This is a genomic window from Halomonas faecis, assembly GCF_010993975.1.
GTDB lineage: Bacteria > Pseudomonadota > Gammaproteobacteria > Pseudomonadales > Halomonadaceae > Halomonas > Halomonas faecis.
In genome coordinates this window covers 108,622-123,826 of the sequence record NZ_JAACZO010000001.1, presented here as the reverse complement: position 1 = coordinate 123,826, position 15,205 = coordinate 108,622, and the positions used below count along the sequence as shown (strand labels likewise).

Genomic DNA, 15,205 nt, shown 5'->3' with positions numbered 1-15,205 from the left:
ACGACATGCTGCCGATTGCCGAACGAGTCAGCTGGGTCGCCGTCGACTGGGGGTCGAGCAACCTGCGTGCCTGGGCCCTGACGAAGGAGGGCCGGGTGCTGGCCCGCGCCACATCCGACCGCGGCATGCTCTCGCTGGCGCCGGCGGACTACGAGGCAACCCTGCTGATGGCCATCGGCGACTGGCTGCCCGCAAGCGGGCGCATCGCCGTGCGGGTCTGCGGCATGGCCGGGGCCCGCCAGGGCTGGCGGGAGGCCGCCTACCTGCCGGTACCGACGCGGCTGGACGGTCTGGCCTCGGGGGCGGTCGGCCCCACCGTCGAGGACCCGCGACTCGACGTCACCCTGCTGCCGGGTCTTTGCCAGCGGCCCGATGATGCCGGCCGCCGATTCGACGTCATGCGCGGCGAGGAAACCCAACTCGCCGGCCTGGCTGTCCATGAGCCCACGGTTTCCGGGCCCGTCTGCCTGCCTGGCACCCATGCCAAGTGGGCCCGCCTCGAGACCGGCGCCGTCACGCGCTTCGCTACCTTCCTCACCGGGGAGCTCTATCGGTTGCTCGCCGAGCGATCGGTGCTCAAGCACTCCATCGGCCTGGACGACCTGGCCGAGCCCGGCTGCCGGCAGACCTTCGTGACGGCGGTGCAGGAGTCGACCGAATCCCCCGAAGCTCTGGGCACCCGGCTGTTTGGCCTGCGCGCCCAGGACCTGCTGGACAGCGACCTACCCGCCGGAGACGCACGCGGCGCACGGCTGGCAGCACGCCTCTCGGGCCTGGTGATCGGCCTGGAACTGGCCAGCGTGCGCACCGATCTGGCTCACGGCGAGACCGTCACGCTGATCGGTGCCGAGTCACTGTGCACGCGCTACGCCCTGGCCCTGGAGACACTGGGCATCGACTGCCGCCGTATCGACGGCGAAACCGCCACTGTCGACGGTCTGCGGCTGGCCCAGGCCGCTCTGAACCACGAACATCTCGCCCCCTGACGCCACCTGGAGCCCTGACCCATGTCCCTTCCTCTGATCGGCATACTGCGCGGCCTCTCTCCCGGCGAGGCCGTCGACGTCGGCGAAGCGGTGCTGGCTGCCGGCATCGAGCGCATCGAAGTCCCCCTCAACTCCCCCGACCCGCTGCAGAGCATTCGACGGCTCGCCGAGGCGCTGGGCGACCGGGCCCTGATCGGTGCCGGCACCGTGCTGACCGCGGCTCAGGCGCGAGACGCCTTCGCTGCCGGCGCACGCCTGATCGTCTCCCCCAACTGCCGCCCGGCGGTGATCGAGGAGACCCGGCGGCTGGGCATGGAGAGCTGGCCCGGCGTGGCTACCCCATCCGAGGCCTTCGATGCCCTGGACGCCGGCGCCTCCGGCCTCAAGCTGTTTCCCGCGGTGCAGATCGGCATCGAGGGCATGCAGGCCATGCGGGCGGTGCTGCCTCCGGGCACGATGCTGCTGGCGGTCGGTGGGATCGGCACGGACGACTTCGCCGACTGGCGGGCCGGCGGCATCGACGGCGCCGGCCTGGGCAGCGCCCTCTACGCCCCGGGCCTCACCGCCGCCGAGGTCGGCGAACGCGCTCGGTCACTGGTTGCCGCCTGGCGCGCGGCCGGTGGGGAGTGAAGGGTCGCCGAGTAGCGGAGGCCGTCAAACCGGCCCTCAGCGGCCGAAGATGCGGTGCAGGTCGGGCACCTCGTCGACTTCCTCGACGATGGAGAGCGACGCCTCGATGGCCTTGAGATGGCGGCTCATGAAGGCTTGGGCACGATCTCCGTTACCGGCTACCAGGTGGGCGATCAAATCCTCGTGATCGTGAGACTCGCACCCCAGGTGACCGGGGCTGCCATAGACCGCCAGAATCAGCGAGGAGCGCGAGCAGAGACGTCCCACGAACTCGGCCAGGGTGGCATTGCCGGAGAGACCGGCCAGGCGCTCATGGAAAGCGGCCGATAGCTTGATGGCGGTACTCTGCTCGCCGGTGCGCAATGCCTCGCGCTCGCGTTTGGCCATGTCGCGCAACTCCTGCAGGTCCGCCTCGCTGATGCGCCGAGCCACGGCCGGCATCAACCCGCATTCCACCATCTGGCGGGCGTCGAAGACGTCCTTGGCTTCGTCGGCGGTGGGCCGGGTAACGCTGGCGCCACGCCGCGGCGTGAGCGTCACCAGCTGTTCCAGCGCCAGGCGCTGCAGGATCTTGCGAATCCCGGTACGGCTGACCCCGAACACTTCGGCCAGTGCGTCTTCACGCAGGCGCGCGCCGGGTTTCAGCCGATGTTCGATGATGGCATCGCTGATCGAGCGGTAGATCGCCTCGTGTCGCTGTGCCCCGTCGCCGTTCTTGCCCAGGCGCCGGGGGTGCCCCTTACCGGGCTCGCCACGCTCCGCCGGCTGGCTCATGTTCCCACTCCTCGCTGCCCTGGATGACATGCCATTGTATACGCTAGCGGCAGACGCAATCGAATATCACAGGCGCCTCTCATTGGGAGCCTGACCAGGCGGCGACGGCCTCCCGCTCCTCGTCGGTCATGCCCGTCATGTTGCCGAGCGGCATGTAGCCGCTGGCCACCACCTCGCGGATCTTGTCGCGCTGCCGGACGATCTGGTCGGACGCGTCGTACACGATGCCGGCCGGCGGCGCAGCGAAGCCCTCTTGCGTGGGGCTGCTCGAATGGCAGGCAACGCAACGCGCCTCCACGATGGTTTCGATCTCGGCCAGGCTCGTCGACGCGTCTCCGGCGTCGCCGCTCGATGCACCGCTCGGCATGGCCACCCAGAACGCCACGGCGATCAACGCAGTGCCGGCCACCGGGTAGGCGGGCTGGATCGTGCCCGCGTGCATCACCACGAAGAACTGACGGATCAAGGCCCCACCGAAGATGAACAGTGACATGATCGCCCAGGCATGGTCGTGGGAATAGGCGAAAGAGTAGTGGTTGCTGATCATCAACAGCACCACCGGCAGAGTGAAATAGGTGTTGTGCACCGAGCGCTGCTTGCCGCGCTTGCCATCCAGCGGGTTGGGCGCCTCGCCCGCCTTCATGGCCGCCACCATGCGCCGTTGGCCAGGAATGATCCAGAAGAAGACGTTGGCCGACATCGCCGTGGCCATTACCGCACCGGTGAGCAGGAAAGCGGCTCGGCCCGAGAAAATCTGGGTACTGAGGTAGGCCACCACCACCATCATCACGGCCACCGCCAGGCTCAGCACGCCGTCGCGGGTCATGTCGGGGCTGATGCGCTTGCACAGCTCGTTGTAGACCACCCAGCCGCCGAGCAGGAAGAGCAGCGCCATCGCGTTGGCCTGCCAACCGCTCAGATTGGCGGCCCACGTCCAGTCGGCGTTGGGGTCGACCAGATAGATGCTCGGGCTGGCCATGTAGAGGAGAACGAACAGCGCGAAGCCCGACAGCCAGGTGGTGTACGCTTTCCAGAACGACCAGTGCAAATCCTCGGGCAGCTTGGCCGGCGCCGTGGCGTACTTCTGATTATGGTAGAAGCCGCCACCGTGAACCGCCCACATCTCGCCGAACACGCCCTTGTCGCGGTCTTCGGCGGCCTTGGGCGTGCGCAGGCTGTTGTCCAGCATCACGAAATAGATCGACTCACCGATCCAGGCGATGGCCGCGATGACGTGCAACCAGCGCAGCATGAAGTTGGCAAAATCGAGCAGATAGGCTTGCATCTGAGGGGTCTCGCTACGTGATTGTTTTATGAGAAGCGTTGATTCGCAACGTCGGCAAGCGAAGGCCAGACAAGACAAGAATCGGCGACAAGACGAACGGGGCTCGCGCGGCTACGCGGTGCCAATGCGCCAAATGAGCCGCTCATTAACGCAGCATGATCGCGTGTAGCCAATTGGCGGATAACGCTTAGCTACCGCGGTAGGTGGAATAGCCATACGGAGACAGCAACAGCGGCACGTGGTAATGCGCATCCGCATCGGCCACCCCGAAGCGCAGCGGGATGACGTCCAGGAAGCGCGGCTCCGGTGCTTCGATACCCTCGGCGCGGAGGTAGTCGCCGGCATGGAACACCAGCTCGTACTCGCCGACGGTGAACGCCCCGCCTTCCAGGATGGGGCCATCGCAGCGACCGTCGTCGTTGGTCACCACCTCCTTGAGGCGCGTGCGGCGCTCTCCCTCCAGGCGATGGACCTCGATGCGAATCCCCTTGCCAGGGCGCCCCTGCGCAGTGTCCAGAACGTGGGTGGTCAGGTAGCCCATGCGTCTCTCCCTCATGGTTGGCGATGTCGGCACGCGACCGGCATCATGGCGCGATGCTGTGAAGAACAGTTTTAGCGTGCATCGTGGTACATTTCAAAGATTTTCTGTATACATTTCATGAAATCCATATCCGGAGCCGATCATGAACGACCTGCCCCTGACCCCGCGCCCCAGCTCGCTCGACCGCGACGCCTTCATCAGCCACTTCGGCGACATCTACGAGCACTCTCCCTGGGTAGCCGCGGAAACCTGGGAGCGTGGCCTGACGAGCGCCGAAGACACTCCCGACGGGCTTGCCGAGGCGATGGGCCACACGTTGCGCGCAGCCCCGGCCGAGCGGCAGCTCGCGGTGATTCGCGCTCACCCCGACCTGGCCGGCAAGGCAGCCATTGCCGGCGAACTCACCGATGATTCTAGCCGTGAGCAGGCCGGTGCCGGGCTCGATCAGTGCAGCCCCGAGGAGATGGCCCGTTTCGAGCGCCTCAATGCAGCCTACAAAGAAAAATTCGGTTTCCCCTTCGTGATGGCCGTCAAGGGCAGCGACCGCCATGCCATCCTCGCCGCTTTCGAAGCACGCCTGCCCAACGACCCGGCCGAGGAGCGACGCACCGCCATCGAGCAGATCAACCGCATCGCCCGCTTCCGCCTGGAAGAGCGGGTCGCGAAGCAGACATCCGACGACTAGCGTCCGCACCAAAACGAGCTAGCATTGTGTGTGGATTCATGATGGATTGTGTACATTAATATCGACATCCTGGTGCACATTCCAACTGCATCGCGAAATACAACAACAAGTTCGAGAGCCCGACATGACCGAATCCGAGCAGTCTTCCGCCCATCCCCGACCTTCGCGGACCATCAACCGGAACCCCGATGCCATGCCGCCGCTGGCCAAGGCCATTCCGCTGGGCCTGCAGCACATCATGGCCATGTTCGCGGGCAACGTGACCCCGCCGATCATCATTGCCGGCGTGATCGGCGCCAGTGCCGGAGAGCAGATATTCCTGATCCAGGTGGCACTGTTCGTCGCCGGGGTGTCGACGCTGATCCAGACGGTCGGCATCGGCCCCATCGGCGCACGCCTACCCATCGTCCAGGGCACCAGCTTCGGCTTTCTGCCGGTGGCCCTGCCGCTGGCCAAGGCTTTTGGCTTGCCGGCAGTTCTCGGCGCCTCTTTCGTCGCCGGTTTGATGCAGGTCGTGCTGGGCGCCTTCCTCAAGAAGATACGCCACTGGTTCTCGCCGGTGGTCACCGGCATCGTGGTGCTGCTGATCGGCATCACCCTGATGCCAGTGGGGCTGAACTATGCGGCCGGCGGCGTGGGCTCGGAGGATTTCGCCTCGCCCACCAATCTGGCGCTAGCCTGCTTCGTGCTGGTGGTGACCATCGCCGTTCACCAGTTGGGGCGCGGCTTCATCAAGGCCTCGTCGATCCTGTTCGGCCTGGTCGCCGGCTACCTGGTGGCCATCGCGCTAGGCATGGTCGACTTCACCGATGTCACCGATGCCGGCTGGTTCGCCTTTCCCAAGCCGCTGGAATACGGCATGGAGTTCTCGCTGACCGCCATCACCGGCATGGTGCTGATCATGTTCGTGGTGGGCCTCGAGACCATCGGCAACATCTCCGCCATCACCACCGGCGGCGCTGGTCGGGCAGCCAAGGATCGCGAACTCTCCGGCGGCGTGATGGCCGACGGCGTGGCCACCTCCTTCGCCGCGGTGTTCAATACCCTGCCCAATACCGCCTATGCCCAGAACGTCGGTCTGATCACCTTGACCGGCGTGGTCAGCCGCCATGTGGTGACCATCGGCGGCCTGCTGCTGATCGCCATGGGGCTGTTCCCCAAGCTGGGCGGCCTGGTCGCCGCCATGCCCCACGCCGTATTGGGAGGCGCCGGCATCGTGATGTTCGGCATGATCGCCTCGGCGGGACTCAAGATCATTCAGGAGTGCGAACTCGACCAGCGTGCCATGCTGATCATTGCCGTGGCCCTGAGTCTGGGCATCGGCCTGCCGGCGGTCGAGGCGATCTCGGAAACCATGCCGGGCCAGGCTGGTCTGCTGCTCAAGTCGGGGCTGGTGCCCGCTGCCGTGGCCGCCCTGGTTCTGGACGCCGTGCTGCCCGGCAAGCCAAGCCGTCAGCCGTCTGAGTCTCGAGAGGCCATGCTGGCCAAGGGTGAAAGCGCCGACCGGTGACCCGGCTCGTGGCTGAACGTGCCGGAACCTTGGCGCTACACTGACAAGGGAGAATAGCGTCTTCAGGAGGTCAGTGATGTTCCGTGACCGTCGCGATGCGGCCGAGCGTCTGGCCGACCGCCTCATGCACCTCAAGGGCGAGAATCCCCTGGTGCTGGCCATCCCTCGAGGAGGAGCGCCCATGGCCTGGCATTTGGCGACAGCACTGGAGGGAGAGCTGGACGTGGTGCTCGTTCACAAGATAGGCGCTCCAGGCAGCCCGGAGTTCGCCATCGGTGCCGTCAACGAAGCGGGCGATGCGTATCTCGACCCGGCCGCATCTCGCTTTTCCGACGCTGCCGTGGAGCGGGAGGCCGAGCGCCAGCGCCGCGTGCTGCGAGAACGGCGCGAACACTACACGCCCGTGCGCCCACCGATTCCGCCCGACGGCCGCGTGGTGGTGGTCGTCGACGACGGCAGCGCCACCGGCGCCACCATGGAAGCGGCGCTGAGAACGCTGCAGGGGCGCCCCGCCCGGTTGATCGCGGCGCTGGCGGTGGCCTCCGAAGAGGCGGTCGCCCGCCTCGAGCCCCTGGCGGACGAGGTGGTGTGTCTGGAGATTCCGCCCAACTTCATGGCGGTAGGGCAATTCTTCGCCGACTTTGGCCAAGTCTCGGACGAGGAAGTGATCGCCCTGCTGGAGCAGTCCACGAACTGACCACCCCGCCACACGCGACGAGGCCGCCGCCCAGTGAGGGCGGCGGCCTTGCGATGCCCGAGCGCGCCGACGACGCACTCGCTCTCGTCATGCCTTATTTGGCGTTGCTGGCAGCCTTGACGTTGTCTTCGGCCAGCTGCTGACCCTTCTGCAGGTACTCCTGGCTCAGGGTGACGACCTTTTCGGCGTCGCCCTTGACGCGCTCACCGAGATCCTGAGCCACTTTCTGCTGTGATTCCACGACCTGCTTGAGGCCTTCGGCGTCCTTCACGTCCAGCCAGGCGCGCGTCTGGGCCAGGCTCAGGTCAGTGTAGGCACTCACGGCCTCGATCTGAGCTGCCACCAGCTTCTCGGTGTACTCGAGGCTCAGTGCGCCGTAGGCGCGGGCCGGGCCGAGAAACAGGGTGTCGAACTGTTGGGTTGCGGTTGATTGGGTCTTGCTCATGATGCACCTCCTCTGGTTTAGGTAGCCAAGGCAGGATCCCATCACCGGAACCGCCTTGTTGCAATGCAGCATAGCAAGCACGCTTGTGCAATGCAACAAGGCGTCCTTGGAGCCCAGAGCGGTCGCTAGCGATACGCGCCTTCGATATCGGTCACCCGCAGGGCGCGACGCCCCAGGCCATCGTGCTGGTCGAGCATGCGCTCCAGCCAACCGTAGACCGGATCGGCATTGGAGACGAGGTCCGCGGTGGAGACGCAGCGCGCCCACATGAAGTTGCCGAATACGAGGTAATCGGCCGCCGCCGGCGACTCGCCGTCGAGAAAGTCGGCATCTTTCAGGCAACCGCGCAGCGGTTCCAGAGCGGTATCCAGCTGCGTCAGCCCCTTGGCCGGGGAGTGGAACTCCTCCAGCGTGCGTCCGAAGCGCTTCTCGCGGGTCTCGCGGAAATAGTCGCGATCCTTGGGGTGAATGACGTTGAGCAGGTCCATGATGATGGTACGCAGCATCGCCGGGGCCAGGGCACGCTCGGCATAGGACTTGAAGAAGCGGGCCCGCGCCTCGGCCAGGCCATCGCCGAGCAGCGGCGCCTCGGGGTAGGCACGGTCCAGGTAATGCAGGATGGCGTAGCTGTCGGTCACCACTTCATCGCCGTCGACGAGCACCGGCACCTTGTCGTGGTTGGCGAAGGCCAGCGCCTCCTTGTCGGTGAAATGCCAAGGGCGACACTCCGCCTCCAGCCCCTTGTGGGCCAGCGCATAGCGGACTCGCCAGCAATAGGGCGAAAAGCGCAGCCCCTCGTCGATTCCGCAGAGTTCGTAGAGTACCCGTGCCATGCTCGTCTCCTGGCGTGATGGTGATCGTCTCCGCACCGGGCGTGGCCCGGCCATCACGCGATAGTGCCAGCCTTGCGCGCTCGCTGACAAACGGCTCGTGCCGTTGCCCACTCCGCAACCGTTTTGTCCATTAGTCTAACCTTCGCGCAGCACCAAGCGCCCCTTCATTCCTTATCGAAAACGGTAAGACACTGTTTATAAAAACAATATAGATATATATCAGCACACCTCTCTTACATCTCAATTGGTAATACCAATTACCCATCGATAGCCTTCTCGTCCGAGCCGACGTATCTTGCGACTCGCCAGCGTCGGTCGCACGACGATCTACGTTCCAACCAACAATCCACTGCGAGGTCCCACTGCCCATGACGGACACGACTCTTGCGCTGCTCGCCTTCACGCCGCTGCTGCTGGCGGGCATCCTGCTAATCGGTTTTCGCCTGCCCGCGCGCACGGCCATGCCCGTGGTCTATGCGGTAACGGCCTTGATCGCGCTACTCGCCTGGGACATGAGCGTCAGCCGGGTGCTGGCGTCTACCTTCCAGGGGCTGATCCTCACGGTCGCCATCCTGTGGATCATCTTCGGCGCCATTCTGCTGCTCAACACGCTCAAGCACTCCGGCGGCATCAAGGCGATTCGCAACGGCTTCTCCGGCATCAGCCCCGACCGCCGGGTACAGGCGATCATCGTCGCTTGGCTGTTCGGCTGTTTCATCGAGGGCGCTTCGGGTTTCGGCACGCCGGCCGCCGTGGCCGCGCCGTTGATGGTAGCGCTCGGCTTCCCGGCGCTGGCCGCCGTGGTCGTGGGCATGATGATCCAGTCGACCCCGGTCTCCTTCGGTGCCGTGGGCACGCCCATCGTGGTCGGCGTCACCGGCGGCATCGACCGGTCCGGCATCAGCGAGGCACTGGAAGCGGGCGGCTACACCTGGCTCGAGTATTTCCGCCTGATCGCCGCCGAAGTGGCCATCGTGCATGCTCTGGTCGGCGTGCTGATGCCGCTCATCATGGTGGTGATCATGGTGCGCTTCTTCGGCGCCAACCGTTCCTGGAAGGAGGGGCTTTCGATCACGCCGTTCGCCCTGTTCGCCGGCGTCGCCTTCGTGGTGCCCTACGCCCTGGCCGGCGTGCTGCTGGGACCGGAATTCCCGTCGATGATCGGCGCCATGGTCGGCCTGGCCATCGTCGTGCCGGCGGCGCGGCGCGGCTTCCTGCTGCCCAAGGACACCTGGGACTTCGCTGAGTCCAGCCAATGGCCGGACAACTGGATCGGCAATCTCGAGATCAAGCTCGACGACGTCACCGGCAAGGCTCCGATCTCTACCTTCATGGGCTGGGTGCCCTACGTGCTGCTGGCCGTCTTCCTGGTCATTTCGCGCACCGTCGAACCGGTCAAGAACGCCCTGACCTCGTTCGCTTTCGGCTGGAGCGACATCCTCGGTGAAGCCGGCGTTTCCGGCAGCATCCAGCCGCTCTACCTGCCTGGCGGCATCCTGCTGATGGTGGTGCTGGTCACCGCAGTGATCCATCGCATGCGCGGCAGTGAACTCAAAGCCGCCTTCGGCGAATCCTCCAAGACCCTGCTCGGCGCCGGCTTCGTGCTGATCTTCACCATCCCCATGGTGCGCATCCTGATCAATTCCGGGGTCAACGCGTCCGATCTGGTCTCCATGCCGGTGGCCATGGCACGCTTCGTCGCCGATGGCGTGGGTGACATCTACCCGCTGTTCGCACCGGCCGTGGGCGGCCTGGGCGCCTTCATCGCCGGCTCCAACACGGTGTCGAACCTGATGCTGTCGGACTTCCAGTTCAACGTCGCGCAGCAGCTCGGCATCTCCACCGCCATGATGGTCTCCCTGCAGGCCGTGGGCGCCGCCGCGGGCAACATGATCGCCATCCACAACGTGGTGGCCGCCTCGGCCACGGTGGGCCTGCTGGGTCGCGAAGGCGACACCATCCGCAAGACCATTCTGCCGACGATCTACTACCTGCTGTTCGCCGGCGTGATCGGCCTGGTGGCCTTCTACGTGCTGGGCGTCTCCGACCCGCTGCTCAGCCTCGGCTGACCGGCATAAGCCTGGCAACTCACCGGCCCCGCCAAGATTGGCGGGGCCGTCGTCGTTGTCCTCCGACCGATTGGCCCAGAATATCTGAAAATATTTTCCATTTACATATCTCAACCTCTCCACCTAGAATGCAGTCAGGCATCGCCACCTTGGGAGAGACCATGAACATCCTCTATGACGAACGGCTCGACGGGCCGCTCCCCAACCGCGACCCGGCCGAGGTGCAAGCCGACCTGGCCCGCCACCTGCCCGACATGACGCTGCTCCATCGCGAGGAGGACATGCGCCCCTTCGAGTGCGACGGCCTCTCGGTCTACCGTGCGCTGCCCATGCTGGTGGCCCTGCCCGACACCCTCGACCAGGTGCGCACCTTGCTGGCCCGCTGCCATGCGCTTGGCGTGCCGGTGGTGACCCGCGGCGCCGGCACCGGCCTCTCCGCGGGCTCGCTGCCGCTGGAGCAGGGCGTGCTGCTGGTGCTGTCGCGCTTCGCGCGCATCCTCGAGATCGACCCCGAAGCGCGCACCGCCCGCGTCCAGCCCGGCGTGCGCAACCTGGCCATCTCCGAAGCGGCGGCCCCCTACGGTCTCTACTACGCCCCGGATCCCTCGTCGCAGATCGCCTGCTCCATCGGCGGCAACGTGGCCGAGAACGCCGGCGGCGTGCACTGCCTCAAGTACGGTCTCACCGTGCACAACGTCATCCAGGCGCAGGTGCTGACCATCGAGGGCGAGACGCTGACACTGGGCAGCGATGCCCTGGATGCCCCCGGCTTCGACCTCATGGCGCTGTTCACCGGCTCCGAGGGGATGCTCGGCGTGGTCACCGAGATCACCGTCAAGCTGCTGCCCAAACCCGAGACCGCCAAGGTGCTGATGGCCAGCTTCGACGACGTGGAAAAAGCCGGCCTCGCCGTGGGCGACATCATCGAGGCAGGCATCATCCCCGGCGGGCTGGAGATGATGGACAAACTCGCCATCCAGGCCGCCGAGGACTTCGTCAAGGCCGGCTATCCGGTCGGCGCCGAGGCGATCCTGCTGTGCGAACTCGACGGCGTGGAGGCCGACGTCGACGACGACTGCGCGCGGGTCCGTCGGGTCCTGGAAGCAGCCGGCGCCACCGAAGTGCGTCAGGCACGCGACGAGGCCGAGCGCGCCCGCTTCTGGGCGGGCCGCAAGAACGCCTTCCCTGCCGTGGGCCGCATGTCACCGGACTACTACTGCATGGACGGCACCATCCCGCGTCGCGCCCTGCCCCGCGTGCTCACCGGCATCGCCGAACTCTCCGAGCGCTACGGGCTGCGCGTGGCCAACGTCTTCCACGCCGGCGACGGCAACATGCATCCGCTGATCCTCTTCGACGCCAACCGCGAAGGCGAGCTCGACGTCGCCGAAGCGCTGGGCGGCGAGATCCTCGAGCTCTGCGTGGCCGTGGGCGGCACCATCACCGGCGAGCACGGCGTGGGCCGCGAGAAGATCAACCAGATGTGCGCCCAGTTCCGTCCCGACGAGCTGGCCACCTTCCGCGCCGCCAAGGCCGCCTTCGACCCCGCCGAACTGCTCAACCCGGGAAAGAACATTCCCACCCCAGCGCGCTGTTCGGAGTTCAAGACCATCAAACAGGCGGCGGACGCCCCCGCCACCAGCGAGCAAGGCTGACAGGATCGCCCATGGCTAGCACTGCACCCACCGACTATCCCGGCCACGACGCCAGCGCCGCGCTTGGCGAGCGTCTTCGCCAGGCCGCCGCCGAGCGCACCCCGCTACGCATCGTCGGCGGCGACACGCGCCACTTCTACGGTCGTCCGGTGGAGGGCGAGACCCTATCCACCGCCGAACACCGCGGCATCACCTTCTACGACCCGGTGGAACTGGTCGTCTCGGTGCGTGCCGGCACGCCGCTCACCGAGCTGGAAGCGGCGCTGGCCGAGCACGGCCAGATGCTCGGTTTCGAACCGCCGCGCTTCGGCGAAGCCAGCACCGTCGGAGGCATGATCGCCACCGGACTCTCGGGACCGCGCCGTCCCTGGGCCGGCGCCGTGCGCGACTTCGTACTCGGCATCCGCCTGATCAACCACGAGGGCATCGAGCAACGCTTCGGTGGCCAAGTGATGAAGAACGTCGCCGGCTACGACCTATCGCGGCTGATGGTCGGCGCCCAAGGCTCTCTGGGCGTGATCGGCGAGGTATCGCTGAAGGTGATCCCGCGCCCGCTCACCACCCACAGCCTGCGCCTGGAGCTACCGCTGGCCGATGCCCGCCAACGCCTCGCCGAGTGGGGGCGCGAGCCGCTGCCGATCAGTGCTGCCGCCTGGCTAGACGGTGCATTGCACCTGCGTCTCGAAGGCGGCCCCAGCTCGGTGGCCGCGACCCGTGAGCGCATCGGCGGCGACGACCTGGACAACGCCTGGTGGGACGCCCTGCGCGATCTCGCGCTGCCCTCCTTCTCCGCCGACGATGCCCGGCCGCTGTGGCGCCTCTCGCTGCCGCACCGCGCTCCCGACCTGGGGCTGGCCGAGATCGACGACACGACCATGCTCCACGACTGGGCCGGCGCCCAACGCTGGCTGCGCACCGAACTCGACCCCGAGGTGCTGCGCGAGGCGTGCCGCGAAGCCGGTGGCCACGCCACCTGCTACGGCCCCCGCGCGGCCGGCGTCGAGCCCTTCACGCCCTTGCCCGCGGTGCTGATGAAGTACCACCGCAACCTCAAGGCCGAGCTCGACCCGCACGGCATCTTCAACCCCGGCCGACTCTACGCCGACCTCTGAGATTGACGAGAAGCTGACATGCAGACGCACTTCACCGAGGAAGCCCTCAAGCAGCCGCACATCCGCGAGGCCGACCGCGTGCTGCGCAGCTGCGTGCACTGCGGCTTCTGCAACGCCACCTGCCCCACCTACCAGCTGCTCGGCGACGAGCGCGACGGGCCGCGCGGGCGCATCTACCTGATGAAGCAGATGCTCGAGAACCCGGACGACGACGGCCTGGTGACCGAGCAGACCCGGCTGCACCTGGACCGCTGCCTGACCTGCCGCAATTGCGAGACCACCTGCCCATCGGGCGTGGAGTATCACAAGCTGCTCGACATCGGCCGTGCCGAGATCGAACGCCGCGTGCCGCGCAAGGCCAGCGAACGGGCGCTGCGCTTCGGGTTGCGCAAAGCCCTGGTCGATCCTCGACGTTTCCAGGCACTGCTCAAGCTGGGGCTGACCTTCAAGCCGCTGGTGCCGGGTGCGCTCAAGGACAAACTGCCGCCGGCCCCGGTGGATGCCGGCACGCGCCCCGACCATCAGCAGCACGCCCGACAGATGTTGATCCTCGAGGGCTGCGTCCAGCCGGGACTCTCGCCCAACACCAACGCTGCCACGGCGCGGGTTCTAGACCGCCTGGGCATCGGCCTCACGCCGGTCGGCGAGGCGGGTTGCTGCGGGGCCATCGACTTCCACTTGAACGCCCAGGACGACGGCCGGGCACGAGCCAGGGCCAACATCGACGCCTGGTGGCCCCACATCGAGGCCGGGGCCGAAGCCATCGTGCAGACGGCCAGCGGCTGCGGCGCCTTCGTCAAGGAGTACCGCGACATCCTCGCCGACGACCCGGCCTATGCCGAGAAGGCGGCACGGGTCAGCGAACTGGCCAAGGACCTCGTCGAGGTGCTGCGCGACGAGGATGTCGCGCCGCTCGCCGTCAAGGAGAGCCGCAAGCTGGCCTTCCACTGCCCCTGCACCCTGCAGCACGCCCAGCGGCTCGGCGGCGCCGTGGAGGGCGTGCTCGCCAAGCTCGGCTTCACGCTGACGCCGGTGGCCGACGCCCACCTGTGCTGCGGCTCGGCGGGCACCTACTCCATCACCCAGCCGGAGCTCGCCACCCAGCTGCGCGACAACAAACTCGACAACCTGGAAGCAGGGCATCCGGAAACGATCGTGACCGCCAATATCGGCTGCCAGACCCACCTGGCCAGCGCCGGCCGCACCGAGGTCAGGCACTGGATCGAGATCGTCGACGAAGCGCTGACATGAATCGTCACCGCGCTCATGCATTCAGCTGCCAGACCCACCTGGCCGGTGCCGGCCGCACCGAGGTCAGGCACTGGATCGAGATCGTCGATGAGGCTTTATTGCCAACATGAGGGGCGCCGGGGACAGGTCGAAGAGGAGGTCCTTCGCCAGGAATGGCAAAGGTAGCGCCCAGGGAGGGGTTCACAGCGCCTCCTCGCAGACCTGTCGCCGGTACAGCCCCGGTGATGGCGACACCATCTGCGACGGCTCTCTTCATAGCCAATCGCATCATCCAACCAGGAGTCCCTGATGAATACCAAGCCCGTACTGACCCTCAGCGAGGTCAACGCCCTCCTCGACGCCGCCCAGCAGGAAGCCGAAGCCAACGGCTGGAAAGTGACCATCGCCGTGGCCGACGACGGCGGCCACCTGCTCGGCCTGCGCCGCCTCGACGGCGCCCCGGCCATGACCGTGGGCATCGCCACCGAGAAGGCACGCAGCGCCGCCCTCGGCGCCCGCGAAACCCAGCAGTTCGAAGAGATGATCAACGGCGGCCGCAACGCCTTCCTCTCGGTGCCGCTGCAGGGCATGCTCTCCGGCGGCGTGCCGGTATGGGTCGAGGGTCAGATGGCCGGCACCGTGGGCATCTCCGGCGTCAAGCCCGACCAGGACGTGCAGATCGCCAAGGCGGCCGTTGCCGCCATCGCCTGACACCCACCTCTGACGTATCCTTGAAGCCCCGCCTCGTGCGGG

15 protein-coding genes are annotated in these 15,205 nt (G+C 66.7%); 10 read left to right on the top strand and 5 right to left on the bottom strand.

The window, feature by feature from the left end; all coding sequences use genetic code 11:
• The first annotated feature begins 5 nt into the window (after positions 1-5).
• Complete coding sequence (locus tag GFD32_RS00560; protein WP_240455499.1) at positions 6-986, top strand: 2-dehydro-3-deoxygalactonokinase; 981 nt, start codon at positions 6-8, stop codon at positions 984-986.
• Positions 987-1,007: 21 nt separating this feature from the next.
• The gene (locus GFD32_RS00555) at positions 1,008-1,616 is read left to right on the top strand and encodes a 2-dehydro-3-deoxy-6-phosphogalactonate aldolase (RefSeq protein ID WP_163574252.1); all 609 of its coding nucleotides are present in this window, start codon (positions 1,008-1,010) and stop codon (positions 1,614-1,616) included.
• Between the two features lie 36 nt (positions 1,617-1,652).
• Here GFD32_RS00555 and GFD32_RS00550 read toward each other — a convergent pair whose 3' ends face one another.
• From GFD32_RS00550 to uraH, 3 genes are all read right to left on the bottom strand, one after another.
• Positions 1,653-2,390 carry a GntR family transcriptional regulator gene (locus GFD32_RS00550; RefSeq protein ID WP_163574251.1) on the bottom strand — a complete coding sequence of 246 codons (738 nt, stop codon included), beginning with the start codon at positions 2,388-2,390 and terminating at the stop codon, positions 1,653-1,655.
• Positions 2,391-2,469: 79 nt separating this feature from the next.
• A complete protein-coding gene (locus tag GFD32_RS00545; protein WP_163574249.1) occupies positions 2,470-3,675 on the bottom strand; it encodes a urate hydroxylase PuuD in 1,206 nt (401 codons plus the stop codon).
• A 187-nt stretch (positions 3,676-3,862) separates the two neighbouring features.
• On the bottom strand, positions 3,863-4,216 hold the full coding sequence (gene uraH, locus GFD32_RS00540) for a hydroxyisourate hydrolase (protein ID WP_163574247.1): 354 nt from the start codon (positions 4,214-4,216) through the stop codon (positions 3,863-3,865).
• 142 nt (positions 4,217-4,358) lie between these two features.
• Between uraH and uraD the strand changes: the two genes are divergently transcribed.
• The 3 genes from uraD (at position 4,359) to GFD32_RS00525 (ending at position 7,108) form a co-directional block, all read left to right on the top strand.
• A complete protein-coding gene (uraD, locus tag GFD32_RS00535; RefSeq protein ID WP_163574245.1) occupies positions 4,359-4,901 on the top strand; it encodes a 2-oxo-4-hydroxy-4-carboxy-5-ureidoimidazoline decarboxylase in 543 nt (180 codons plus the stop codon).
• 124 nt (positions 4,902-5,025) lie between these two features.
• Positions 5,026-6,411, top strand: coding sequence for a uracil-xanthine permease family protein (locus GFD32_RS00530; RefSeq protein ID WP_163574243.1), 1,386 nt, complete (start codon positions 5,026-5,028; stop codon positions 6,409-6,411).
• A 76-nt stretch (positions 6,412-6,487) separates the two neighbouring features.
• Positions 6,488-7,108, top strand: coding sequence for a phosphoribosyltransferase (locus GFD32_RS00525; protein WP_163574241.1), 621 nt, complete (start codon positions 6,488-6,490; stop codon positions 7,106-7,108).
• 94 nt (positions 7,109-7,202) lie between these two features.
• Here GFD32_RS00525 and GFD32_RS00520 read toward each other — a convergent pair whose 3' ends face one another.
• Positions 7,203-7,553, bottom strand: coding sequence for a phasin family protein (locus GFD32_RS00520; protein ID WP_163574239.1), 351 nt, complete (start codon positions 7,551-7,553; stop codon positions 7,203-7,205).
• Between the two features lie 125 nt (positions 7,554-7,678).
• Positions 7,679-8,386 (bottom strand): glutathione S-transferase N-terminal domain-containing protein, encoded by a 708-nt coding sequence (locus GFD32_RS00515; protein WP_163574237.1) that lies wholly within the window; start codon positions 8,384-8,386, stop codon positions 7,679-7,681.
• A gap of 368 nt (positions 8,387-8,754) precedes the next feature.
• On the opposite strand from GFD32_RS00515, the gene GFD32_RS00510 reads away from it, so the two are divergent.
• The 5 genes from GFD32_RS00510 to GFD32_RS00490 all read left to right on the top strand — a co-directional run bounded on the left by GFD32_RS00510 (position 8,755) and on the right by GFD32_RS00490 (position 15,163).
• Positions 8,755-10,455 carry an L-lactate permease gene (locus GFD32_RS00510; protein WP_163574235.1) on the top strand — a complete coding sequence of 567 codons (1,701 nt, stop codon included), beginning with the start codon at positions 8,755-8,757 and terminating at the stop codon, positions 10,453-10,455.
• Between the two features lie 161 nt (positions 10,456-10,616).
• Positions 10,617-12,110, top strand: coding sequence for a glycolate oxidase subunit GlcD (gene glcD / locus GFD32_RS00505; RefSeq protein WP_163574233.1), 1,494 nt, complete (start codon positions 10,617-10,619; stop codon positions 12,108-12,110).
• Between the two features lie 11 nt (positions 12,111-12,121).
• Entirely contained in the window at positions 12,122-13,222 is a 1,101-nt protein-coding gene (glcE, locus tag GFD32_RS00500) for a glycolate oxidase subunit GlcE (protein ID WP_163574231.1), read from the top strand.
• 18 nt (positions 13,223-13,240) lie between these two features.
• Positions 13,241-14,473, top strand: a complete 1,233-nt coding sequence (gene glcF, locus GFD32_RS00495) for a glycolate oxidase subunit GlcF (protein WP_163574229.1) — start codon at positions 13,241-13,243, stop codon at positions 14,471-14,473.
• 288 nt (positions 14,474-14,761) lie between these two features.
• On the top strand, positions 14,762-15,163 hold the full coding sequence (locus GFD32_RS00490) for a GlcG/HbpS family heme-binding protein (RefSeq protein ID WP_163574227.1): 402 nt from the start codon (positions 14,762-14,764) through the stop codon (positions 15,161-15,163).
• Positions 15,164-15,205 lie beyond the last annotated feature (42 nt).